The sequence below is a fragment of the Allobosea sp. CS1GBMeth4 genome, assembly GCF_900185715.1.
Taxonomy (GTDB): Bacteria; Pseudomonadota; Alphaproteobacteria; order Rhizobiales; family Beijerinckiaceae; genus Allobosea.
Genome location: NZ_FYAS01000004.1, coordinates 12344 through 34668, shown reverse-complemented (window position 1 = coordinate 34668; position 22325 = coordinate 12344). Strand labels below are relative to the sequence as shown.

Sequence of the window (22325 nt, the reverse complement as noted above, 5' to 3'; positions counted from 1 at the left end):
GCTCAGGCGAATTCCTTCCGCTCCGCCGCCTCCAGCCGTACGGACAGCCCCGCCGGCGCCGGCTCGATGCGGGCCGGCTTCCCGGCCGCCGCGTGCATCGCGCGCCGCATATGGCCGTAGAACTGCTCGGCGCTGCTGCGCCAGCTATGGCCGGCGGCGAGCGCGAGCCCTGCCTCGCGCGGCAGGCGCAGCGCCGAGAGCGCGGCCTGGCGCAGGTCCTCGTGCAGAACCGCCGCCTGGCTGCCGGCGAAGACGTCGCTCGGTCCCTGCACCGGGAACGCCGCGACCGGAAGACCGCTCGCGGCCGCCTCCAGCAGGACGATGCCGAAGGTGTCGGTCAGGCTCGGGAACACGAAGACGTCGGAGGAGGCGTAGATCGCCGCCAGCTCCTCGCCCTCGCGCGCACCGAGGAAATGCACCTCCGGGAAGGCGCGCTGCAGGTCGGCACGGGCCGGGCCGTCACCGACGACGACCTTGCTGCCGGGCAGGCGCAGCGACAGGAAGGCCGCCAGATTCTTCTCGACAGCGACGCGCCCGACACTGAGGAAGATCGGCCGCGGCAGGTCGAGCACGCTGCCGGGGCGCGGATGGAACAGGGAGAGGTCGACGCCGCGCCCCCAGCGCAGGATGCGCTCGAAGCCATGGGCGCGCAGCTCCGCCTCGACCGTGGCGGTCGAGACCATCACGCCCGCCGCGGGATCGTGGAAACGGCGCAGGAAGCGATAGCTCCAGCTCTCGGGGATCGGCCAGCGCGCGGCGACATATTGCGGGAAGCGGGTGTGATAGCTCGTGGTGAAGGTGCGCTTCTGGGCAAGGCAGACCGCCCGCGTCAGCCAGCCGATCGGCCCCTCGGTGGCGATATGGACATGGTCGGGGCCGAATTCGGCGATGCGCCCGGCGATGTGCCGGCGGCTCGCCAGCGCGATGCGGATATCGGGATAGGACGGCAGGCCGATCTGCCGGAATCCCTCGGGCGTCAGCATGTGCGGCGTGACGCCGAATTCCGGCGCCGCCTCGACCATCCGCTCCAGCGACCGCACGACGCCGTTGATCTGCGGCCGCCAGGCATCCGTGGCGATCAGGACGCGCATCAGCGCGCCTTCCGTTCGGCCGGCTCCGGCTGAACGCCGAGAATTCGCGCCGGATCGAGATGCCGGGGCACGCTCTCACCCCAGGAATGGCTTCCACTTTTGGAGAGCATGACCCGGGCGGCCTCGACCAGGCCCGGTGCAGGCGCCGGACGTGTCGCGGCTGGCGCCGGCAGGGCCGGCCTGCCGCCCTTCAGCCGGTGCTGCGGCCAGCGCACGATCTCGAAGCGGCCGTCATCATGCTCGACCACCGCGGTGCAGCTTTCGACCCAGTCGCCGGTGTTGATGTAGCCCAGCCCGGCGATCTCGCGCTGCGCCGCATGGTGGATATGCCCGCAGATCACGCCGTCGGCCCTGTGCCGGCGCGCCTCGTCGACGAGGCACTGCTCGAACTCGCCGATATAGTTCACCGCGTTCTTGACCTTGTGCTTGGCCCAGGCCGAGAGCGACCAGTGTGGCAGGCGCAGGATGCGGCGGACCCGGTTGATGCCGTGGTTAAGCACGAGCGCGATCGTGTAGGCCCAGTCGCCGAGCAGGGCGAGCCATTTGGCGTTGCGCACCACGAGGTCGAACAGGTCGCCATGGATCACCAGCATGCGCTTGCCGTCGGCCGTCTCGTGGATGACGTCGTCGACCACGGTGATGCCGCCGAACTGCAGGCCGGTATAGTCGCGCAGGAAATCGTCGTGGTTGCCGGTGACGTAGATCAGCTTCGAGCCCTTGCGGACCTTGCGCAGCAGCTTCTGCACCACGTCGTTATGCGTCTGCGGGAAGTACCAGCCGCTCTTCAGCCGCCAGCCGTCGATGATGTCGCCGACCAGGTAGATGGTCGGAGCGTCATAGGCGCGCAGGAACTCCAGCACGAGGTCCGCCTGCGCCCCGCGCGTGCCGAGATGCAGGTCGGAGATGAAGATGCTGCGAACCTGCCTGGCGTCGCTGTCGTCGCTCATGCTCGCTGGTCCATCCAGTGTGATGCGAGAGCCGGATCCGCTCGGATTGGACCAATCCGGCGGTGAATCCGTCTCTCATCCCATGTTTGAGACCGCTTTTCCGGTCTGCTTGCGGACAAGCTGACCGGAGCGGGCTCACCGGCGTGTGTCTGATTTGCACTACGCTTTGATGACGCGGCGGGAAAACCGTGCTTTGCCTGCGCGCACAGGAACTGACCTTTCCGGGAGACGACAATGGATCTGGGTATCGCCGGCCGCACGGCCATCGTTTGCGCCTCGAGCAAGGGGCTGGGCCGCGGCTGCGCGCAGGCGCTGGCCGAGGCCGGCTGCGCGGTCGTCGTCAACGGCCGCGACGCCAAGACGCTCGAGGAGACCGCGAGCGCGATCCGCGCCAGCACCGGCGCGAACGTCGTCGCGGTCGTCGCCGACGTCTCGACCAGGGCCGGCCAGGACGCGCTGCTCGCGGCCGCGCCGAATCCGGACATCCTCGTCAACAACAATGGCGGCCCCCCGCCCAAGCCCTTCCGCGAGGTGACGCGCGAGGCCCTGCTCGAAGGCGTCGCGCAGAACATGGCGACCCCGCTCGAGCTGGTGCAGCGCGTCGTCGACGGCATGATCGAGCGGCGCTTCGGCCGCATCGTCAACATCACCTCGGCGAGCGTGCTCACGCCGCTGACCGGGCTCGACGTCTCCTCGGCCGCCCGCGCCGGCCTCACCGCCTTCCTCGCCGGCGTGGCGCGCGAGATCGCCCATGCCAACGTCACCATCAACAACATCCTGCCGGGCGTGTTCGACACGGACAGGATCAAGACTGCGACCAACAAGGTCGCCGAGATGCAGGGCATCAGCATCGAGGAAGCGACGAAGCGGCGGCTCGCTGCCGTCCCGGCCGGCCGTCTCGGCACGCCCGACGAGTTCGGCAAGCTCTGCGCCTTCATCGCCAGCGCCCATGCCGGCTACATCACCGGCCAGAACTTCCTGATCGACGGCGGCTCGTTCCGGGCGAATTTCTGAGACAGCGGAGGATCAGCTCCTCCCCCGCTGGAAGGTCGCGCCTGTCTGTCATCGCGGACGAAGCGAAGCGGAGATCCGGGATCCATTCCTGAAACCTCTATCGGAAAGGTTCCGGAATGGGTCCCGGGCCTTGCTTGCAGGAAAGCGCCCTCGACATGAGCGCCGAGAAGACGCCGCCGACCATGAGCATCGCCTACCGGCGCGCCGTTCCCGACGACACGCCGGCCTGCCTCCTGCTGCGCGGCAGGACACGAGAGAACGCCGTCTCGGTCGAGCGACTGGCTGCGCGCGGCATCACGCTGGAAAGCTGGCGCTCGGCCATCGCCGATGGCAGCCTGCCGGGTCATGTCGCCACCGTCGGTGGCGAGATCGTCGGCTATTGCTTCGGCGAGCGGCGTACCGGCGAGATCGCCGTGCTCGCGCTCCTGCCGGACCATGAGGACCAGGGCGTCGGCAAGACGTTGCTCGGCCTGGTCGCTGACGAGTTCAGGGAGCTCGGCTTCGCCAGATTGTTCCTCGGCTGCTCGCCAGACCCCACCATGCGGTCCCACGGCTTCTACCGGCACCTGGGCTGGCGCCCGACCGGCAGCTTCGACGATCATGGCGACGAGATCCTCGAATTCCACCTCGCTTGATCGGCACCGCCATCGCGTCCCGCCGGCTGCCTGTCCGTCCTGCAAGATCGACGCTTGGAACGGCTCCATGCCCGTGGTCTAAGGGACACAAGTCTTGCACAAGACTTCCACTCCTCGTGCCCGACCTTTTCCCCTTGTCACCGCTCCTCGGCATCAGCCTCAAGCTGCTTTCGGCCCTGTCGTTCACGCTGATGTCGGCCGGCATCAAGACGCTGGCCTCGCGCTACCCGACCGGCGAGCTCGTCTTCTTCCGCTCCTTCTTCGCGCTGATCCCGCTGATCGCCTGGCTGGCCTGGCGCCGCGAGTTCCCGGCCGCGCTCAAGACCAGCAATCTGCGTGGCCATCTCAAGCGCGGCGTCATCGGCTCGACCGGCATGTTCCTCGGCTTCGCCGCGCTGCATCTGCTGCCGCTCTCCGACGCGGTGGCGATCGGCTACGCCGCGCCGCTGATCGTCGTGGTGCTGGCGGCGCTCATCCTGAAGGAACGCGTGCGCATCTATCGCTGGACCGCCGTCGCCGTCGGCTTCCTCGGCGTGCTGCTGATGCTCTCCCCGCATATGGGCGCTCAGAGCTTCGGGCACGGGCTCTCGGGCGGCCCGGCCATCGGGGCGCTGCTGGCGCTCGGCGGCGCCTTCTGCTCCGCCTTCGCCTCGATCGAGGTCCGGCTGCTGACGCAGACCGAGAAGACCGGCGCCATCGTCTTCTACTTCATGTCGCTGACCTCGCTGCTCGGCCTGCTCACGCTCGCGCTCGGCTGGACCACCCCGGACTGGACGGATTTCGCGCTGCTCGTCGTGATCGGCATCCTCGGCGGCCTCGGCCAGATCCTGCTGGTCCAGGCCTATCGCTATGGCGACGCCTCGCTGATCGCCCCTTTCGAATACTCGACGATGATCTGGGCGACGGCGCTCGGCTGGTTCGTCTTCGGCGAATGGCCGGTCCTGGCCGTGATCCTCGGCTCGCTGATCGTGATCGCCTCCGGCATCTATGTGATCCTGCGCGAGCAGCAGCTCGGCCTGCTCAAGAAGGAGACGCGCGAAGCCGGCCCGTCCCGCTCGGTCTGAGGCCCCTCGACTTGCCGCTTGAAACGATCCGAGGCATTGTCCGCTAGGACAAACAATCGTTCTCTTTCCCAAACGGATGGCGGGCGACGACAGGCAGAGCGCAATGGGCATCGAAACCAGGGAACGTGGCGGCCGCGAGCTGGAATCCGGCGCGCAGGTGATTTCGGGCCAGCTCGGCAAGACGATCCAGCGGCTGCGCAAGGCCTACAACCTGTCGCTTTCCGAGCTCGCGGAGCAGTCCGGCGTCGCCAAGTCGATCATCAGCCAGATCGAGCGCAACGAGACCAACCCGACACTGGCGACGATCTGGCGGCTGTCCCAGGCGCTCGACGTCTCGATCGAGCGCGTGCTCTCGACCAATGAGGAAGAGGCCTTCATCGAGAAGATCGCCCGGTCCGACACGCCGATCCTGGTCTCCGAGGACGGCAAGCTGCGGCTCGCCATCATCGGCTGGATCAAGACCGTCGAATGGCTGCAATGGTACGAGGTCAGCGCCGAGCCCGGCGGCGAGCTCGATTCGGAGGGCCACCAGCGCGGCTCGATCGAATCGCTCTCGGTCAGTTCGGGCGAGTTCGAGGTCGAGGTCGGCGGCATCACCCAGCGCGCCAGGGCCGGCGAGACCCTGCGCTATCGCTGCGACCGGCAGCACGTCGTCCGCTGCGTCGGCGACCAGCCGGGAACGGCGCTGATGGTCTGCATCCTCAAGGCGGCGGTGATGGATTAAAGGGAGCCTTCGAGCGCCTCTCGGAATAACGCGAATGCCGGAGCAAGTTGTGCTCTTCCCACTCGAGTTCTTCGTCGAAGGCACCCCGATCTCGCTTGGAGCCAGCGCCGGATCGAAAGCTCGTTGGAGAACTATAGTTTCCGAAGCGGCCCGTCGACGACGGCAAGAAACCGATGAGGTCGGATTTCTGGATGAGCGAGCACTCGCGCTTACGATTTACTACTTTGCGAATGCCCCGATGGAAGGCGACATCGATAACATCATAAAGCCGATAATGGATGCACTCATAGGCGTCGCCTATCTCGACGACAGCGTGGTCGAACGTGTCGTCTCTCAAAAATTCGAGCCGGAAATCGATCGAGCCTTTGCAAGTCCAACCGATCAACTGGCAGCGGCCTTGGATAAGGCAGCCCCCGTTGTCTACATTCGGGTGGACGACGATTTGACCTGGAGGAAGCTCTGATGGCGGCGCATGCTCAAGCTTCGTTACAAGAATCGGAGTTTCTCGAAAGCTTGCGCTCGCGGTACGAGCAGCAGGGTTTCAGTTTCAAAATCCATCCAGCATCGAATGATCTTCCGGCCTTCTTGGGTTCATATAGGCCAGATGCAATTGCTCAAAAGCCAGGGGTGAACGTCGCTATCGAGGTGAAGAGCCAAAACTCGACCACGATACAAGAGTCTCTTCAGCGGATTCGCAAACTTTTCGACGGCCACCCTGATTGGCGTTTCGACGTTGTTTTCATGGGCGCGAGCCAAGTGCAACGCATAGCGATCCGACCGGGATCGCCATCAAAGCTCCGCGCGCGGATTGATGAAGTGAACAAAATGACGAGCCAGGGACAGCACCGGGCGGCGTTCGTGATGGCATGGTCACTTTTGGAGGCTGCTCTGCATTCCAAGGCACCAGAAACAGCCAACAAGCCACTTACACCGGGCACAGTCCTGCAAACGCTTGCAATGAACGGCTACATCGAACCGCAACTCGAACGGCGTGTGCGGTCGCTAATCGATCTGCGCAACAGGATCGTGCACGGGGATGTTGATGTCGAGCCTGCGCCGGCTGATGTCCAACTGGTCCTGTCCGCGATCTCGGAAACACTGGAAGCCAACGCAGCCTAGCTCTCTACCCGCCCGCCGCCTTCTGTGGCCGCGGCGGCCCCTGCACGGCGGGCAGCGATTTCAGGTACTCGGCCATTGCCAGGCGGTCTGCCTCCGGCAATTGCGCGATGTTGCGCACCACGGCCGCCATCGAGCCGCCGACGCTGTCGAAGCTCGGCGTGAAGCCGGTCTTCAGCAGTTCGGCGATCTCGGCCTTCGACCATTTGCCGAGCCCGTCCTCGGCCTGGGTGATGTTCGGCACCCAGCCCTTGCCCTCGGGATCCGGCCCGCCGGCGAAGCGCGTCGCCTGGACGATCGCGCCGAACCGGTTGCGGCTGGAATGGCACTCGGCGCAATGGCCCGGTCCGTTGACCAGATAGGCACCGCGATTCCATTCCTCGCTCCTGCCGGCATCGGGCTTGAACGGCGCGCCCTCGAAGAACAGCAGCTTCCAGCCGCCGACGAGGCGCCGGACGTTGAACGGGAAGGCGAGTTCATGGGCCGGCGCCTTGCCCTCCACCGATGGCAGCGTGCGGATATAGGCCAGGAGATCCGCGACGGCCTTCGCCGGCATCAGCCGGTAGGAGGTGTAGGGAAACGCCGGATAGTAGTGCTGGCCCGAGGGCGAGACGCCGGCGGTCATCGCCTGGATGAAATCGGCCGTGCCCCAGTTGCCGATGCCGTCGCGCGTATGCGGCGAGATGTTCGGCGCATGGAACTTGCCGAAGGGCGAATCCAGCACCAGCCCGCCGCCCAGCCGCGTCTTGTCGTCCTGCCCCGGCGTCGCATGGCAGGAGGCGCAGCCGCCCGCCGCGAACAGCAGCTTGCCGTTCTCGATGTCCGGCGCCGGCAGCGTGCCGATCTCCGGGCCGGGCGAGACCAGCCGGGGATCGGTGAGGACGAAAAAGCCGGCGGCGCCGAGCGCGATGAAGACCAGAAGCGTGATCAGCAGGCGGCGCATCGGTTCCTCATCCTGTTGTCACGGCAGCAGCGCGCCTGCCACGGCGCGACTCGACCGACCTCGATACGAAGGAGCGGGCCTTCGAAAGGAAGCCCGCTCCGTCGATCAGGTCAAATCCGATGGCGTTTATCCGCCGTCACTTCTTGATGCGATAGACCTCGTGGCAGCCGCCGCAATTCTTGGTCGCGTCGCCGAAGGCGGTGCGGAAGCCGGCGAGATCGGTCACGGCCGCGCCCTTGGCGGCATCCGCCTCGAACTTGGCGAAGGCGGCCTTGAAGCCGGCCTGGTCCTCCCAGATCTTCGGCGCCGCCGTGGTCTCGCCGCCGGTCTTGGCGCTGTCCGGATAGAGCGCCGGCATCTTCTTGGCGGCGTCGCCATAGGCCTTGAACACCGCCTGCGCCTTGGCGGCGTCGAACGGCGCTTCGCCCTTGGCCATCGCCGCGCCTTCGCGTGTCGCCGCGCCGACGGCCTTCATCGTGTCGCGCCGCTCGGCGATCGGATTGGCCTGGGCCAGAACGGCGGAGACGCCGACGGCGAGGCCGAGGGCGACGAAAGCAGAGCGAAGCATGCGTGGTTATCCTCCGGAAGGCTGGCGCCGGGACCGACGCCGTTTGGAACTCTTCCAGATCAACCGGCGACCGGGACAGCGCCAAGTCGCATTCTCGTGAAAGGCCTTGCAAACAGGCAAATGCCTCCTTGCATCAGGGCCGATATCCCGCTTCCCGCAAGGTCGCGAACACCTTGGCCGGCGTCGCGGGCATGTCGATCGCCTTGATGCCGGCGGCGCGGTCGAGCGCGTCAACCATAGCGTTCATGACGGCCGGGCAGGCGCCGATCGCGCCGGCCTCGCCCGCGCCCTTCACGCCGATGGCGTTGGTGACGCAGGGCACGTTGCGCGTCTCGAAATGGAAGCTCGGGATGTCGATCGCGCGCGGCAGGGCATAGTCCATGAAGGTCGCGGTCAGCATCTGGCCGGACGAGTCGAAGCGGATCTCCTCCATCAGCGCCTGGCCGATGCCCTGCGCCGCGCCGCCATGGACCTGGCCCTGCAGCATGATCGGGTTCAGCGTCACGCCGAAATCGTCGACCACCACATAGTTCTGGATCTCGGTGCCGCCCGTCGCCGGATCGATCTCCAGCTCGACCACATGGGTGCCGTTCGGATAGGTCGCCTCCGGCGGCGTCCAGCTCTGATGGACGCTGAGCTGCTCCGCCTTCGCGCCGGGCAGGTTGGCGATCGCCTTGAGATCGAGCTTCTTGTCGGTGCCGACGATGCGCACGGCCCCGTCGACGATCTCGAGGTCGCCGGGGCTGGCTTCGAGCGCGTCCGAGGCGAGGCTCTTCAGATTGTCGGCGAGGATGCCGGTCGCCGCGTTGAGCGCCGCGCCGCCGACGGGGATCGAGCGCGAACCGCCGGTGCCGGAGCCGGTGGCGATCCGGTCGGTATCGCCCTGGATCACCCTGATGCGGTCGAGCGGGATGTCGAGATGCTGCGCGACCAGCTGCGAATAGGCGGTCTCGTGCCCCTGCCCGTTCGACTGGGTGCCGATCAGCACGGTGACGGTGCCGTCCTTCTCGAGGATCACGGTCGAGCTCTCCGGCCCGCCGCCGCCGCAGGCCTCGATATAGCAGGCGAGGCCGATGCCGCGGATCTTGCCGGCCTTCTGCGAGGCCCTGAGACGGCTCTTGAAGCCCTTCCAGTCCGCGACCTCCATGGCGCGGCGCATATGGCCCTCGAACTCGCCGGAATCGTAGACCGGGCCGGTCTGCGTCTTGTGCGGCATCTCGCTCGGCTTGACGAAATTCTGCGCGCGCACCGCGTCCGGCGTCCTGCCGGTCTCGCGCGCGATCGCGTCGACCAGGCGCTCGATCAGATAGGCCGCCTCGGGCCGCCCGGCGCCGCGATAGGCGTCGACCGGCGTCGTATTGGTGAAGACGCCGCGGAAGCGGACATGCACGGCCGGGATGTTGTAGCAGCCCGGCGTCATCGTCGTGCCGACCCAGGGAATGAAGGGCCCATACTGCGAGAGATAGGCGCCCATATCGGCGGCGAGGTCGACTTTCAGGCCGATGAACCTGCCACGCTTGTCGAGGGCCATCGTCGCGGTGGTGAGGTTGGCGCGGCCATGGGTGTCGGCGAGGAAATGCTCGGTCCGGTCGGCGACCCAGCGTACCGGCCGCTTCAGCCTCTCCGCCGCGACCATGGTCAGCGGGTATTCGCGGTACATGAAGATCTTGGTCCCGAAGCCGCCGCCGACATCGGGGGTGATCACCCGGATCCGGGCCGGATCGACCTTGAGGACGTTCTTGGCGAGGATGTCGCGCATGCCGTGGCTGCCCTGGCTGCCGAGCGTCAGCGTCCAGCGTTTGCCCGCCTTGTCGTATTCGGCGATGCAGGCACGCGTCTCCATGTAGTTGGAGGCGAGGCGATTGTTGACGATGGTGATCGAGACCGTGCGGTCGGCCTTGGCGAAGGCCTTCTCCGTCCTGTCGCGATTGCCCTGCTCCGCCTCGAAGGCGACGTTGCCGGCCCGGTCGGGCCAGACCTGCGGCGCCTTGGCGTCGAGCGCCTCGGCGATGCCCGTGACCGAGGGCAGCGTCTCGAACTCGATCTCGATCGCCTCGGCGGCATCGCGCGCCTGGTCGAGCGTCTCGGCGACGATGAAGGCGATCGCCTCGCCGACATGGCGCACGGTGTCGACCGGCAGAACCGGCACATGCGTCGGCTTCACGGGCTCGCCGGAGACCTCCTTGATCAGCCCCTTGCAGGGAATGTCGCCGAGATCGGCGACATCCTCGCCTGTCAGGATCAGCTTGACGCCCTTGCGCTTGCGCGCCGTCTCCTTGTCGATGATCTTGAACCTGGCATGCGCATGCGGCGAGCGCAGGACATAGGCGTGCAGCGCGCCCTCGACCGCGGTGTCGTCGGTGTAGCGGCCAGTGCCGGTGGTCAGGCGCTGATCCTCGACCCGCCGCATCGGCTGGCCCATCCCGAACTTCATCGGACGCATCGGCAAGAATTCCTTCGGATCACTCGAATGAGAAAGACTGGCGCAGGATCGCCGCGCCGTCACCCCGGTCCGCATGCTGGGGCCGGAATGCATGGAGCGCAGGCTTCCGGCCAGCGGGCGCTATGGAGGGTATTCTAGGGCAGGCCGGGGCCTTGTCGATACATGCCGGCCAATTTCACACACACCGCCAGTCCGGGCCCCGCGCAGCGAGGAGCCCCGCAACCATGGACACGAGGACGATCCCGTGGGCGAAAGCCTCCGGTATCGTCCGTAGCGGAGCGGATATGGGTTCCGGGCCCGCCGCTCTGCGGCGTCCCGGAATGCCGCCTCATCTTCAGCGGATCATGCGGGCGGCGCTGTCGGACAGCGACACCATCATATTATAGCTGGAGACGATCCGGTTGGCATCGTTCGCCGCGCCCTTGCGGACATCGCCCTTCGACTTGCCGAGCTTCTCGCGGAAATCGCGCAGCGCGCCGAGCCAGGAGCTGGCCTGCGAATCGATGATCGGCACGCCGGACTGGTTCTTATCCTTGAAGGCGTCCATCTCCCTGATCGCCGCAGCGTAGCCGGCGAGCGCCGCATCGAAGGCGGCGAGATCGACGATCGGCTTCTCGTTGCTCGGCATCCGGTCCATCACGGCGCGCGCATTGATCATGATGTTGCGCAGCTGCCAGCGCGCCTGGCGGCCCTCGCTCGCCTCGATCGCCGCGAGCTCGCGCGCGTCGATGCCTCTCTTGTAGGCGCCGAGCTGCCCGTCGAACGCTGCCCGCTCGCGCAGGAAGGCCTCGGCCGTCGGCACCATCCGGGCGTGCAGCTCACGGCCCTCGGCGGCGTTGTCGGCGCGATAATCCTTGCGCTCGTAATAGCGCTCGGCCCGCGTGATCAGCGGCGCGAGCTCCTGATAGGCGGCGATGTAGCGCTTCACCGCGCCGTCGAGCTCCGGCTGCCCCGGCGCCTGGCCGGTCGCCGCCTCGGCCTTGGCGATCTCGCTCGTCACGTCATACAGGCTGTAGAGCCCGTAGGAGATGTAGCGCTCCTTGCCGGTCGGGCCCTTCTTCATGTCGACCCAGCTCTTGTAGCGGTCCCAGGATTCGATCGCCCTCAGCGTCCGGTTGGCTAGCGCGGTATAGGCGTTCGACTTCGCGATCGCCGCCTGCAGCTCCGGATCCTGCGCCGGCCGCTTCGGCGCGGCCTGCGGGGCAGCCTGCGCGAAGGCCGACGGCGCCGCCGATGCGGTGCAGAGCAGGGCTGCGAGGGCGAGACTCAGCAGGGAGGAAGCCTTCATCAGGGCACCTTTTGGTAGACCGCGGCCGATCTACGGGCCGCGCCATCTTATCGGTGCTGGCGTCTTGAACCGCAACCGGAAGGCCGTGGGGCCAGCCTGACAAATACAGCCCTCGTTCCGAGGAGCAGCAGCAGGCTGAGTCCCGAAGGATGACAGCCAGGGGATTCGCAGCGATACTCAGCGCTCGACCGGCTCGCCGCGCGTGGCCCAGTCCTTGAAGCCGCCGATATAGTGGCTGTCGATGTCGAGCCCGGCGGCCTGCGCGAACTCCAGCGCCCGCAGCGAGCGCACGCCGGCGGCGCAGGACAGCACCACGCGCTTGCCCGGCTCGTTCGGCAGGTCGGCGGGATCGAACCGCGAGAGCGGCAGCGACACCGAGCCCGGAATGCGCCCGGCCGCGTATTCGTGCGGCTCGCGCACGTCGACGATCAGGATCGAGCCGTCGGCCAGCCCTGTCTTGACGGCGTCGATGTCGAGGTCGTGAACGATCATGCTGCTGCTCTCGGGCTCGCTCAGTTCAGGAGCCTCACCAGATAGAGGCTGAGCGCCGGGAATGCCACGCAGATGGCGAGCCGGATGATGTCGGCGGCGACGAAGGGCAGGACGCCGCGATAGATCCGCGTCACCGGCACGTCGCGCGCCAGCGAGGCGACGACGAAGACGTTGAGTCCGATCGGCGGGCAGGTCATGCCGATGCCGACCACGATCAGCACGAGGATGCCGAACCAGATCGCGATGTCGTCGCTCGGCATGCCGAAATCGAGCGCCGTCACGATCGGGAAGAACACCGGCAGGGTGAGCAGGATCATGGCGAGCTCGTCCATGACGCCGCCGAGCACGATGTAGAAGACGAGCAGGCCGACGAGCACCGTATAGGGCTGCCAGCCGGAGGCGGCGATCATCTCCGCCGCCGCGGTCGGGACCTGCGTCAGCGCCAGGAAGGCGTTGAACACCTCGGCGCCGAGCAGGATGGCGAAAATCATCGCCGAGGTCTCGGCGGTCTGCAGGATCGCCTGCCTGATGCCGTCGAGGCCGAGGCTGCGCCGGATCAGGCCGATCGCCAGCATGATGAAGGCGCCGACCGAGGCGCCCTCGGTCGGCGTGAAGACGCCGCCATAGATGCCGCCGACGACGATCACCGCCACCGTCAGCGCCGGAACGACGCCGACCAGAAGCGGCCCGCGCTCGCGCCAGGGCGTGCGCTCATGGGCCGGGCCGAGCCTGCCGTCGAGGCGCGTCATGATCCAGATGGTGAGGCAGTAGAACGCCGTCGCCATCAACCCGGGAACCAGCGCCGCCTGGAACAGCCTGGCGATGTTCTGCTCGGTCGAGATCGCATAGACCACGAGGATCACCGATGGCGGGATCAGGATGCCGAGCGTGCCGCCGACGGCGGTGACGCCGCAGGCGAAGCCGGGATCGTAGCGATAGGAGCGCAATTGCGGCAGGGGCGCACGGGCGAAGGTCGCCGTCGTCGCCACCGACGAGCCGCAGATCGCGCCAAAGCCCGTGCAGGCGCCGATCATCGCCATGCCGAGGCCGCCGCGGCGATGGCCGACGAAGGCGGAGGCCGCCTTGAACAGGTCGCCCGCCAGTCCCGAGCGTTCGGCGAAGGCCCCCATCAGCACGAACAGCGGAATCACCGACAGCGTGTAGTTGGCGAAGATTTGATAGGGGGTCGTGCGGATATAGTTCAGGAACGGCTCGAGCCCGTTGAGCTGGATATAGCCGGCGCTGCCGACGACCAGCATGGCGAGCCCGATCGGCAGGCGCAGCGCCATCAGCGCCAGCATCGCGGCGAAACCGGTGATCGCCAGGGAAAAGCCGCTCATCGGGCCTGCCTCGCCAGACGGCTGGCGCTGACGAAGGCGGCGAGCGCGACGAAACCGGCGAGCACCGCGCAGATCGCGATCGGCAGATAGCTCGGCAGCTGCAGCACCATGGTGTTCTCGCCGCTGGCGTAGGCCGAGCGCGCGCCGACGCCGAGGCGCCAGGCGATCAGCGCCATTGCGAGCCCGTAGATCACGTCCCAGAGCGCGTCGAGGCCGTCGCGCCAGCGGCGCGGCAGCTTCAGGGTGAAGGTGTCGACGAAGATGTTGCCGCGCCTGAGCTGGCACAGCGGCAGGAAGCAGAAGGCGGCGACGGCGGTGGTCATCTGCACAAGCTCGAAATCGCCGGGCACGCCGGCGGCTCCGACCAGGTCGCTGCGCAAGGTCACGCTGACCACGACCATGGTCGCGAGCGCGACCAGCAGCACCCCGCCGATGAGCGCGACCGCCTCCGCCACCGCGTCGATGCGCGATGGCGGCGCTTCCCCCACCCTGTCGGTCATGCGCTCAGGCCGCGTTCTGATGCTTGGTCAGCGCGGCGCGGGCGGCGGCGAGCAGCTTCTCGCCGTCGAGTCCCTTGTCCTTGGCGGTCTTGAGCCAGCCCTCGATCACCGGCTCCGTGGTCTTGCGCCAGCGCGCCGCCTCGGCCTCCTCGATGGTGATGATGGTGTTGCCGCGCTTCTTGACCATCTCCGAGACGACCACCGCCTGCTCGTCCCAGACCTTGCCCGCCATGGCGGCCGCGGCGGCGCCGGAGTTCCTGTCGATCACCGCCTTGAGGTCGGGCGCGAGCCCCTCGTATTTCGCCTTGTTCATGGCGAGGACGAAGGTCGCGACGTAGAAGGTCGGCGAGCCCGGAATCTCGGTGTGGTTCTTCACCAGCTCCTGCACCTTGATCGAGGGCACCACCTCCCAGGGCACGACGCAGCCGTCGATCACGCGCTGCGCCAGCGATTCCGGCACTTGCGGGATCGGCATGCCGATGGCGTTGGCACCGAGCGCGCGCAGCGCCTCGCCGGCGAGGCGGGTCGGGAAGCGCAGCTTCAGCCCCTTCAGGTCCTCCATCGTCCTCACCGGCTTGTTGGCATGGATCAGCCCGTGATCATGCGCCCAGAAGCAAAGCGGATGGATGTCCTTGAATTCGTCCCTGAGGTGCTCGGCGGCATAGTCGGTCAGCGCCAGCGAGTTCACCAGCGCCCGCTTGTTCGGCACGAAGGGCAGCTCGAACGCCTCGATGCCGGTGAAGCGGCCGGGCGTGTTGCCCGGCAGGGTCCAGACGATGTCGACGACGCCGTCGCGCGCCTGGTCGTAGAGCTGCGGCGGAGTGCCGCCGAGCTGCATCGACGGGAAGATGTCGATCTTGATCCGGCCGTTCGATTCGGCGCCGACCTTGTCGGCCCAGGGCTTCAGGAACTTCGCATGCCCGTTCGCCACCGGCGGCAGGAAGTGGTGCATGCGCAGCGTCACCTCCTGGGCGTCGGCGCGCGTGGCGCGCAGCACGGCGGGCGCGGCAACGGCCGAGCCGGCGAGCGCCAGGAATCTGCGGCGGTCAAAAGTCATCTATCCCTCCCCTGGGATGCCTCGGTTGTTCGGGTCGCCCCCGCCGCGGGCCTTCGGCGGCTCGCCGCCCGGCCCGTCTCGCGTCTTGCACTATTGAGGTGGAAACCGGCCGCAACGCAAGCCGGGAGGCTGTCGCCGACAGCCTCCCGGCGATAATAGTTGCCACTGCAACTATCTGGCAAGCGGCAGCGGCGCCGCTCGCCGTTCTTCGTCGTCAGGCCAGCGGCGGAATGCGCAGGACCCAGCCCGGCTGGATCAGGTCGGGATTCTTCACCGGCGGCGTGTTGGCCTTGACGATCTCGGTATATTTGGCGCCCTTGCCCTTGCCGTAATGCTCCTCGGCGATCTTCCAGAGCGTGTCGCCCTTCTTCACCGTGTAGAAGACCGCGGCCGGCGCCTCCTTGGTGACGATCAGCTCCGATTCGACCTGGCCGACGCCGGCGGTGTTGCCGATCGCTAGGATGATCTTCTCGGCCTCCTCGGTGGTCATCGCCTTGCCGGAGACCTTCACCTTGTCGCCCGACACATCGATCTTGACGTCCGAAGGCAGGCCATGGCCCGCGAGTTCCTTCTGGAGCTGATCCGCGGTCGCCGCGCTGGCCGAGTTCGACCCGAAGATTTTGGCCCCGGCTTCCTTGATGAAACTGAACAGACCCATAGCATGCTCTCCAGGCGCGTCGCTCCGCCAGGATTGGCCGAACGATCGGGCTTCGCTTAACATGCCAGCTTTGCAGCAGGTTCGGGGCACCAAAGTGGCATCCACTCGGCGGAACACGCATCGAAGCGGCCGCTCATCAAGACTCTTCGTGAGGACGACTGCAAGACCGGACCCGGTGCCTCCCCTTGCTCCACGTCGCCCGCTCCGGCCGCACGAAGCCGGGGATGCCGCCGCCTGAAAGGCCAGCCATGACCGCTCTCACCCTCGAACAGGCCAGCATGATCGTCGACGGCGCGCTGAAATATGCGCGCGACAACGGGCTGAAGCCGCTCGCCATCGCAGTCCTCGACAGTCGCGGCGCGCAGAAATTCTTCCTGGCCCAGGACGGCACCAGCCTGAAGCGCGGCGAGATCGCGCTCGGCAAGGCCAATGGCGCGATCGCGCTCGGCGTCGGACCGCGCACCCTCAACAAGATGGCCCAGGAGCGCCCGCATTTCATCCAGGGCGTCGCGCTGTCCGTCGGCGGACCCGTGGTGCCGGTGCCGGGTGGCGCCCTCCTTCGCGACGTCGACGGCAACCTGATCGGCGTCGTCGGCATCTCCGGCGACACCTCGGACAATGACGAGGCGGCGGCGCTCGCCGGTATCGCCGCGGCCGGCCTCGTCGCCGACACCGGTGGCTGAGCCCGGCTGCAGCGTCGACCCCGCCCGGTTCGACCGGCCTTGCGCCATGTCGCATTGCCAGGCCCGCGGATTTCCGGCAACGGGTGCGTGACCGGCGGCGCCGCAAGCCGCCTCGAGGGACCGTGACCGATGAATATCGCCGCCACCGTCGAGGGCGAAACCGTTGAGACCGACGCGCTGATCATCGGCGCCGGCCCCTGCGGGCTGTTCGCCGTGTTCGAGCTCGGCCTGCTCGACATCAGGGCCCATCTCGTCGACATCCTGCCCAAGGTCGGCGGCCAGTGCGCGGAGCTCTATCCGGAGAAGCCGATCTACGACATTCCCGGCTTCCCGCTCGTCACCGGCCAGGGGCTGGTCGACAACCTCATGGAGCAGATCAAGCCGTTCGGCGCGACCTTCCATCTCGGCCAGATGGTCGAGCAGGTCGAGGTGCTCGGCACGGCGCAGGCCCCGCGCTTCCGGCTGCGCACCGATGTCGGCACGGTGTTCGAGGCCAAGACGATCGTGATCGCCGCCGGCGGCGGCTCGTTCCTGCCCAAGAAGCCGCCGATCCCCGGCATCGAAGCCTATGAAGGCCGCAGTGACGGCGGCGGCGTGCACTATGCCGTGCGCAAGATGGAGGCCTTCCGCGGCCGCGACATCCTGATCGTCGGCGGTGGCGATTCGGCCCTCGACTGGACGCTGAACCTCCAGCCGATCGCCAGGCGGGTGACGCTGATGCACCGCCGCGACGATTTCCGCGCCGCTCCGCATTCGGTCGAGCGGATGCGCGCCCTCGTCGCCTCCGGCGCGATGGAGCTGAAGCTCGGCCAGGTAATGGGGCTGAAGGGCGAGGGCGACGCGCTGAAGGCCGCGATCTGCCGCGACAATGCCGGCGCCGACTTCGAAATCCCCTGCGAAACGATGCTGCCCTTCTTCGGCCTGACCATGAAGCTCGGGCCGATCGCCGATTGGGGCCTGAACCTGCACGAGAACCTGATCCCGGTCGACACCGAGAAGTTCGAGACCAGCGTGCCGGGCATCTTCGCCATCGGCGACATCAACACCTATCCGGGCAAGCTGAAGCTGATCCTCTCCGGCTTCCACGAGGCGGCGCTCGCAGCCCAGAAGGTCCATCGCTACGTCTATCCCGAGAAGCGGCTGACCTTCCAGTACACCACGTCCTCGAGCGCGCTGCAGAAGAAGCTCGGCGTGGCCTGAGCAGGGCGCGTGCTGTCCCCTCTCCCCTTGCGGGAGAGGGCTAGGGTGAGGGGTTGCGCGACGGACATCGCCAGATCACGCTGCATATGGACGGAATCGTCCAAATGCAGATAACGTGATCGATTCCAGGAGTATAGAGCATACTCGATGCGAAAGGCCGCTGCCGCGTTTTCGCAGCATGCTCTCGTTCAGCGCAACCTTCTCCGACATTTTTCAAGACCTGTGCGACCCCTCATCCGGCGCTTCGCGCCGCCTTCTCCCGCAAGGGGAGAAGGGATCGCGCAGCCCCTACCGCAGCACCGACATCGCGGTCTCCGCCGCCCTGTCATGCGCGGCCATGTCCTGAGCGGGGCGCGCCACCGGCTCGGCCGGCACCGGGCCGATCCGCGTCGCCAGCGAGCCGGACGGGCCGCTATGCGAGGGCGCCTCGGCCACCACGCCCTCCTCCTCCGGCGGGTCGACGCGGTCGCGGAGTTCGGCGATAGCGCCGTCGAGCGGATGGAAGCTGAAGCGAATCTTGTGCGTCCCGGCCGGAATCTGCACCGCGCGGAACAGCACATTGGCCTTGAGGATCATCGCCTCCTGCCCGTCGAGCTCGGCCTTCCACCAGGGATGCCAGATGTCGTTCAGCACGACGAAGCCGGGCTGCGCGCTCGTCACCTCGATCTCGACCTCGGTATTGCGGTAACGCTTCAGCCTGACCTCGGCATTCGCCGTGGTCGGCCCTTCCGGAACGCCGGGCTCCGGCTCCTGCTCGAGCAGGACGACGCGCTGCGGATCGGCCTCCGGCCATTTCCCGGTCGCCTTCATCCCTTCGAAATCGGCGAGCTGCCAGCCGCCGACGAACATGGCGCGCGGCAGCGCCCGCGGATTCTCGTAGATGTAGCCGTCCTTGGTATAGGCGACGAGCTTGAGGTCGCCGTCGTGCAGCGAACGGTCGACCTGGCCGATCGGCACCCGGGTCGCGATGTAGCGCAGGCCGAGGACGTCGGCGAGGCGGCAGCGATAGGACGGGAACAGCGGCGTGAACACGCGCTCGCCCGGCGCTGCGATCGAATCGCGCGTGCCGACCGCCGATGAGAATTCGGCGAGCCGCAGCGGATTGTAGCCCAGCGTGTGGTCGAAACCGTGGATCATGCCGGCATTCGGCCATTCGAAGCCCATGCCGAGCAGCTCGACCCGGTCGCGCCGGGCCGAATCGGACGGCTGCACGGTCAGCTTCTTCAGCACGGCGACCGTCTCGTTCTTGGTCTCCGGCCGCAGCACGTCGTAGACCTCCGGCGCCAGCGCGGTCGCCTCGTTCGGGCCGTTGTTCGCGGCGAGGTCGGCCGCGACGACGCCGGTCACGATCAGGCTGGCGGCGAGCGGAGCCGCGGCATTGCGCCAGCGCGTCAGGACGCCGAGCAGCAGCAACGCCGTCGCGAACCAGGCCGCGGCTGTCACGCTCGGCAGAAGGGCGTCGCCGAGATGCCCGGCCTGGCGCGCCACCAGCAGGGCGAGGCCGATGAGCAACGCGATCGCACCGGCGCCGATGCCGAGTTCGCGCCAGACCGCCGCCGGCTTCTCCTCCTTGAGGATGCGGTGCAGCAGATAGCCCGCCAGCACCGCCCCGAGGCCGCCGATCAGGAAGGTCGCATCCGCCGGCCGCCGGAAGACCTTGACGCCCGGCAGATAGTCATAGGCCAGGTGGAAGACCGGCGTGTAGCGGCCGAGCGCGAACAGCACCATTAGCACGAACAGGATGGTGTAGGGCCGGATCGCCCTGTCCCAGAGCCAGCCGCGCGTCAAGCCGGGGACGATCAGCAGCAGGAAGGGCAGCGCCCCGAGATAGACCTGCCCCATGTTCTTCGACAGGAAGAGCTCTTTGGCGTTCCAGTCGGGCGCGTAGGGCCCCCAGAACTCGGTCGCCGGATCGCGCACGCCGAACAGGTCGCCGACGAAGGCGGTCAGCAGCGAGGCCGGGTGCAGCGAGCCCCGGCCCGCCTCGACGAGGTCGATCGCCGGCCGCGTCGTCGCCTCGGCGAAGAGCCAGGTCCAGAGCAGCGGAACCGCGATGGTGACGAGGCCGGCGAGGCAGGCGACCGCGATCGGCGCCAGGCTGGAGCGAAGCCCGGCCCAGCCCTCCGAAAGCCAGTAGGCGACCACCATGCCGATCAGGATGTAGGCGCCCAGCAGCGCCACCTGGTCGGGCTCCAGCACCATCATGCCGGCGGCGAAGCCGGCGAGCAGCCCGTAGCGCAGCGAGGCGCGCTGCAGCATGCGCGCCGTCAGCCAGAAGGAAAGCCCGAAGAAGGCGAAGCTCGCGATCTGCCCGACATGCTGGACGCGCCAGGCGGCCGAGGCGCCGAAGGCGAAGACCAGCGCCGCCAGCAGCGCACCGGCCGGATGCCAGCCGCGATCGCGGAAGAACATCAGCATGGCGAGCCCGCCGACGAGGAGATGCGCCAGCACATAGGCGTCGACCGCGCGGAAGCTCGGCGACGGGTCGAACAGCGCGAGCAGGATGGCCGGCGAGAAGATCAGCGATTGCGGGTCTGCGACCTGGGGCGAGCCGGCGAAGACGTTGTGCGTCCAGAACGGCGACTGGCCCGAGTGCAGCGCTTGCGCCAGGAACTGGATCTGCGCCTGGAAATGCGCCTTGGCGTCGAACGGAATCGTCACCGCCCCCGACAGCCAGGGCCAGCACAGCACCATCCAGGCGCAACAGAACAGCGCGGCTGCCAGCCAGTAGCTGGAGCCCGATCTCCACACGGCCTTCAACTGGACCCCCCGGTCCCTGAGGCATGACCGGCCACGCCGAATGCGCGCCGATCACGCCGATGTGATCGCGGCGACGATGGCGTTTCGCAGGTGAACCGAAACTGAATGAAACTGAACGGTGCGGATCGGCCGTTCGGCGCCCGCCCGGAGGCGTCAACATGACGCTGCCGGCGAAGTCCGGTCCCTCAGCCCTCAGCCTTGAAGACGGCCGCTCACGCGGCTCCCTGGAGACGGCGGCTGGTCAGCCCGACGAAAGCTCAGCGCGCCCGCGCCACCCAGGCGGCGAGCACGCGGCGCTCGTCCGCGGTCATGCCGGAGAGGTTGTTCGGCGGCATGGCGTGGGTCAGGACGGCCTGCACGCCGATGGCGCGGCGCTGGCGCGCGATCAGCTCGGGCTCGTGTAGCAGGACGCCTTTCGGCGCGATCTGCAGGCCGGGCCAGGCCGGCTCGGGCGCATGGCACATGGCGCAGCGGCCGGTGACGATGTCGGCGACCTCCGGCGAAGGCGGCACCAGGCCCGCGAGCATCGCCGGCTTGCCCGGGTCGAGCGGCTTCAGCCCGAGCCGCTCGCGCCCGCCGGGCGAGGACGCCATCGCCACCCAGAAGGCGAGCCAGAGCGCCAGCGCCGCCACCGCCCAGGTCCACCAGGGCGACCTCGCATGGTCGGCATGGCGGACATTGTAGAAATGCCGGATCAGCGCCCCCGCGACGATGATCAGCGCCACCAGCGCCGGGATCGCCGCCGAATTGGCGTAGGTCACCGGGTAGTGGTTGGCCAGCATCAGGAACAGCACCGGCAGGGTGATGTAGTTGTTGTGCAGCGAGCGCTGCTTCGCCTGCTTGCCGTATTTCGGATCGGGCACCTCACCCGCGACCATCGCGGCGATGGTCTTGCGCTGGTTCGGCATGATCACGAAGAAGACGTTGGCCGACATGATCGTCGCCATCAGCGCGCCGGTATGGATCAGCGCGCCGCGCCCCGAGAAGACGGAGGCGAAGGCCCAGCTCGCCGCGACGACATAGCCGAAGCCGAGCAGGCCGAGCACGGCGTCGTTCCTGCCGATCGGCGATTTGCACAAGAGGTCGTAGAACAGCCACCCGCCCGCCAGGGCTGCGATGCCGATCGCCCCCGCCGCGGCCGGCGAGAGCGCCATCACCGCCGGGTCGATCAGATAGAGCTCGGACTGGACGTAGTAGACCCAGACCAGCAGGAAGAAGCCGGAGATCCAGGTCCAGTAGGCCTGCCATTTGTGCCAGGTCAGCTCCTTCGGCAGCACCTCGGGCGCGACCAGATATTTCCGCATCGCATAGAAGCCGCCGCCATGGACCTGCCAGGCGAGGAACTGCGTCGGCTGGCCGACCGCGTTCACCGGCGCGTCCGGCGCGGCCCTGAGCGAGGCGTCGAGATGAATGAAGAAGAAGGACGAGCCGATCCAGGCGATCGCCGCGATCACGTGCAGCCAGCGCAGCAGCTGGCTGCCCCATTCCATCAGATAGGCCTCAAGCACCGGCGGGCTCCGCATGAACGCGGACGCAAGACCTATCCCCTTCCCTCCGCTTGCGGTGGGAAAGGGTTAGGGATGGGGGGCCGGAAAGCCCGAGCTCCGTCCTGAACCGTAGCGCCGAGCGGCACTGCCCCCCACCCCAGCCCTCCCCACCGCAAGCGGGGGGAGGGAGAGGCACAGACGACAACCGCTTCGCCATTTGACAGGGCGGAATCCGGGATGGAACTTGCATGCGGCTTCCAGACTAGGTTCGGCCTTTTCCGGAAGGCAAGCGGCATTCCGCTCGGCGAACACAGC

The 22325-nt window shown here is 67.6% G+C and carries 21 protein-coding genes; 8 read left to right on the top strand and 13 right to left on the bottom strand.

From position 1 onward, the window contains the following. Positions 1-2: 2 nt before the first annotated feature. Together CS1GBM4_RS02320 and CS1GBM4_RS02315 are read right to left on the bottom strand one after the other, a co-directional pair. A complete protein-coding gene (locus tag CS1GBM4_RS02320) occupies positions 3-1091 on the bottom strand; it encodes a glycosyltransferase family 1 protein (RefSeq protein ID WP_186417074.1) in 1089 nt (362 codons plus the stop codon). After that, positions 1091-2038: a UDP-2,3-diacylglucosamine diphosphatase gene (locus tag CS1GBM4_RS02315; RefSeq protein WP_186417073.1), complete on the bottom strand. Its 948-nt coding sequence runs from the start codon at positions 2036-2038 to the stop codon at positions 1091-1093. The genes CS1GBM4_RS02320 and CS1GBM4_RS02315 overlap by 1 nt, the downstream gene beginning before the upstream one ends. Positions 2039-2272: 234 nt before the next feature. Here CS1GBM4_RS02315 and CS1GBM4_RS02310 point away from each other — a divergent pair, with 234 nt between their 5' ends. The 6 genes from CS1GBM4_RS02310 (at position 2273) to CS1GBM4_RS02285 (ending at position 6594) form a co-directional block, all read left to right on the top strand. Continuing rightward, positions 2273-3052 carry an SDR family oxidoreductase gene (locus CS1GBM4_RS02310; protein ID WP_186417072.1) on the top strand — a complete coding sequence of 260 codons (780 nt, stop codon included), beginning with the start codon at positions 2273-2275 and terminating at the stop codon, positions 3050-3052. 155 nt (positions 3053-3207) lie between these two features. Beyond that, positions 3208-3687, top strand: a complete 480-nt coding sequence (locus CS1GBM4_RS02305; RefSeq protein ID WP_210201515.1) for a GNAT family N-acetyltransferase — start codon at positions 3208-3210, stop codon at positions 3685-3687. A 134-nt stretch (positions 3688-3821) separates the two neighbouring features. After that, positions 3822-4751 (top strand): DMT family transporter, encoded by a 930-nt coding sequence (locus CS1GBM4_RS02300; RefSeq protein WP_186417071.1) that lies wholly within the window; start codon positions 3822-3824, stop codon positions 4749-4751. A gap of 103 nt (positions 4752-4854) precedes the next feature. Next, positions 4855-5475: an XRE family transcriptional regulator gene (locus CS1GBM4_RS02295; RefSeq protein ID WP_186417070.1), complete on the top strand. Its 621-nt coding sequence runs from the start codon at positions 4855-4857 to the stop codon at positions 5473-5475. A gap of 34 nt (positions 5476-5509) precedes the next feature. Next, complete coding sequence (locus CS1GBM4_RS02290) at positions 5510-5938, top strand: RusA family crossover junction endodeoxyribonuclease (protein ID WP_186417069.1); 429 nt, start codon at positions 5510-5512, stop codon at positions 5936-5938. Next, positions 5938-6594: a hypothetical protein gene (locus CS1GBM4_RS02285; protein WP_186417068.1), complete on the top strand. Its 657-nt coding sequence runs from the start codon at positions 5938-5940 to the stop codon at positions 6592-6594. Before CS1GBM4_RS02290 ends, CS1GBM4_RS02285 begins: the two co-directional genes overlap by 1 nt. 4 nt (positions 6595-6598) lie before the next feature. Here the strand turns inward: CS1GBM4_RS02285 and CS1GBM4_RS02280 are convergent, their stop codons facing one another. The 9 genes from CS1GBM4_RS02280 to lysM form a co-directional block, all read right to left on the bottom strand. Next, positions 6599-7534, bottom strand: coding sequence for a cytochrome c (locus tag CS1GBM4_RS02280; protein WP_186417067.1), 936 nt, complete (start codon positions 7532-7534; stop codon positions 6599-6601). Between the two features lie 136 nt (positions 7535-7670). After that, positions 7671-8102: a cytochrome c gene (locus tag CS1GBM4_RS02275; RefSeq protein WP_186417066.1), complete on the bottom strand. Its 432-nt coding sequence runs from the start codon at positions 8100-8102 to the stop codon at positions 7671-7673. A gap of 133 nt (positions 8103-8235) precedes the next feature. Beyond that, on the bottom strand, positions 8236-10545 hold the full coding sequence (locus CS1GBM4_RS02270) for a xanthine dehydrogenase family protein molybdopterin-binding subunit (RefSeq protein WP_186417065.1): 2310 nt from the start codon (positions 10543-10545) through the stop codon (positions 8236-8238). Positions 10546-10879: 334 nt separating this feature from the next. Further along, positions 10880-11833 (bottom strand): DUF3829 domain-containing protein, encoded by a 954-nt coding sequence (locus CS1GBM4_RS02265; protein WP_186417064.1) that lies wholly within the window; start codon positions 11831-11833, stop codon positions 10880-10882. Between the two features lie 177 nt (positions 11834-12010). After that, a complete protein-coding gene (locus CS1GBM4_RS02260; protein WP_186417063.1) occupies positions 12011-12325 on the bottom strand; it encodes a rhodanese-like domain-containing protein in 315 nt (104 codons plus the stop codon). Positions 12326-12345: 20 nt separating this feature from the next. Next, a complete protein-coding gene (locus CS1GBM4_RS02255) occupies positions 12346-13665 on the bottom strand; it encodes a TRAP transporter large permease (RefSeq protein WP_186417062.1) in 1320 nt (439 codons plus the stop codon). Next, entirely contained in the window at positions 13662-14165 is a 504-nt protein-coding gene (locus CS1GBM4_RS02250) for a TRAP transporter small permease (protein WP_186417061.1), read from the bottom strand. The genes CS1GBM4_RS02255 and CS1GBM4_RS02250 overlap by 4 nt, the downstream gene beginning before the upstream one ends. Positions 14166-14169: 4 nt before the next feature. Further along, the gene (locus CS1GBM4_RS02245) at positions 14170-15222 is read right to left on the bottom strand and encodes a TRAP transporter substrate-binding protein (protein ID WP_186417060.1); all 1053 of its coding nucleotides are present in this window, start codon (positions 15220-15222) and stop codon (positions 14170-14172) included. A gap of 214 nt (positions 15223-15436) precedes the next feature. Beyond that, entirely contained in the window at positions 15437-15880 is a 444-nt protein-coding gene (gene lysM, locus CS1GBM4_RS02240) for a peptidoglycan-binding protein LysM (protein ID WP_186417059.1), read from the bottom strand. A gap of 248 nt (positions 15881-16128) precedes the next feature. Here lysM and CS1GBM4_RS02235 point away from each other — a divergent pair, with 248 nt between their 5' ends. Then, positions 16129-16563: a heme-binding protein gene (locus tag CS1GBM4_RS02235; RefSeq protein ID WP_186417058.1), complete on the top strand. Its 435-nt coding sequence runs from the start codon at positions 16129-16131 to the stop codon at positions 16561-16563. Positions 16564-16692: 129 nt separating this feature from the next. After that, a complete protein-coding gene (locus CS1GBM4_RS02230; protein ID WP_186417057.1) occupies positions 16693-17763 on the top strand; it encodes an NAD(P)/FAD-dependent oxidoreductase in 1071 nt (356 codons plus the stop codon). A gap of 288 nt (positions 17764-18051) precedes the next feature. Here the strand turns inward: CS1GBM4_RS02230 and CS1GBM4_RS02225 are convergent, their stop codons facing one another. Beyond that, the gene (locus CS1GBM4_RS02225; RefSeq protein ID WP_186417056.1) at positions 18052-20523 is read right to left on the bottom strand and encodes a hypothetical protein; all 2472 of its coding nucleotides are present in this window, start codon (positions 20521-20523) and stop codon (positions 18052-18054) included. A gap of 257 nt (positions 20524-20780) precedes the next feature. After that, positions 20781-22013, bottom strand: coding sequence for a urate hydroxylase PuuD (locus tag CS1GBM4_RS02220; protein WP_244607005.1), 1233 nt, complete (start codon positions 22011-22013; stop codon positions 20781-20783). Between the last annotated feature and the right edge of the window lie 312 nt (positions 22014-22325).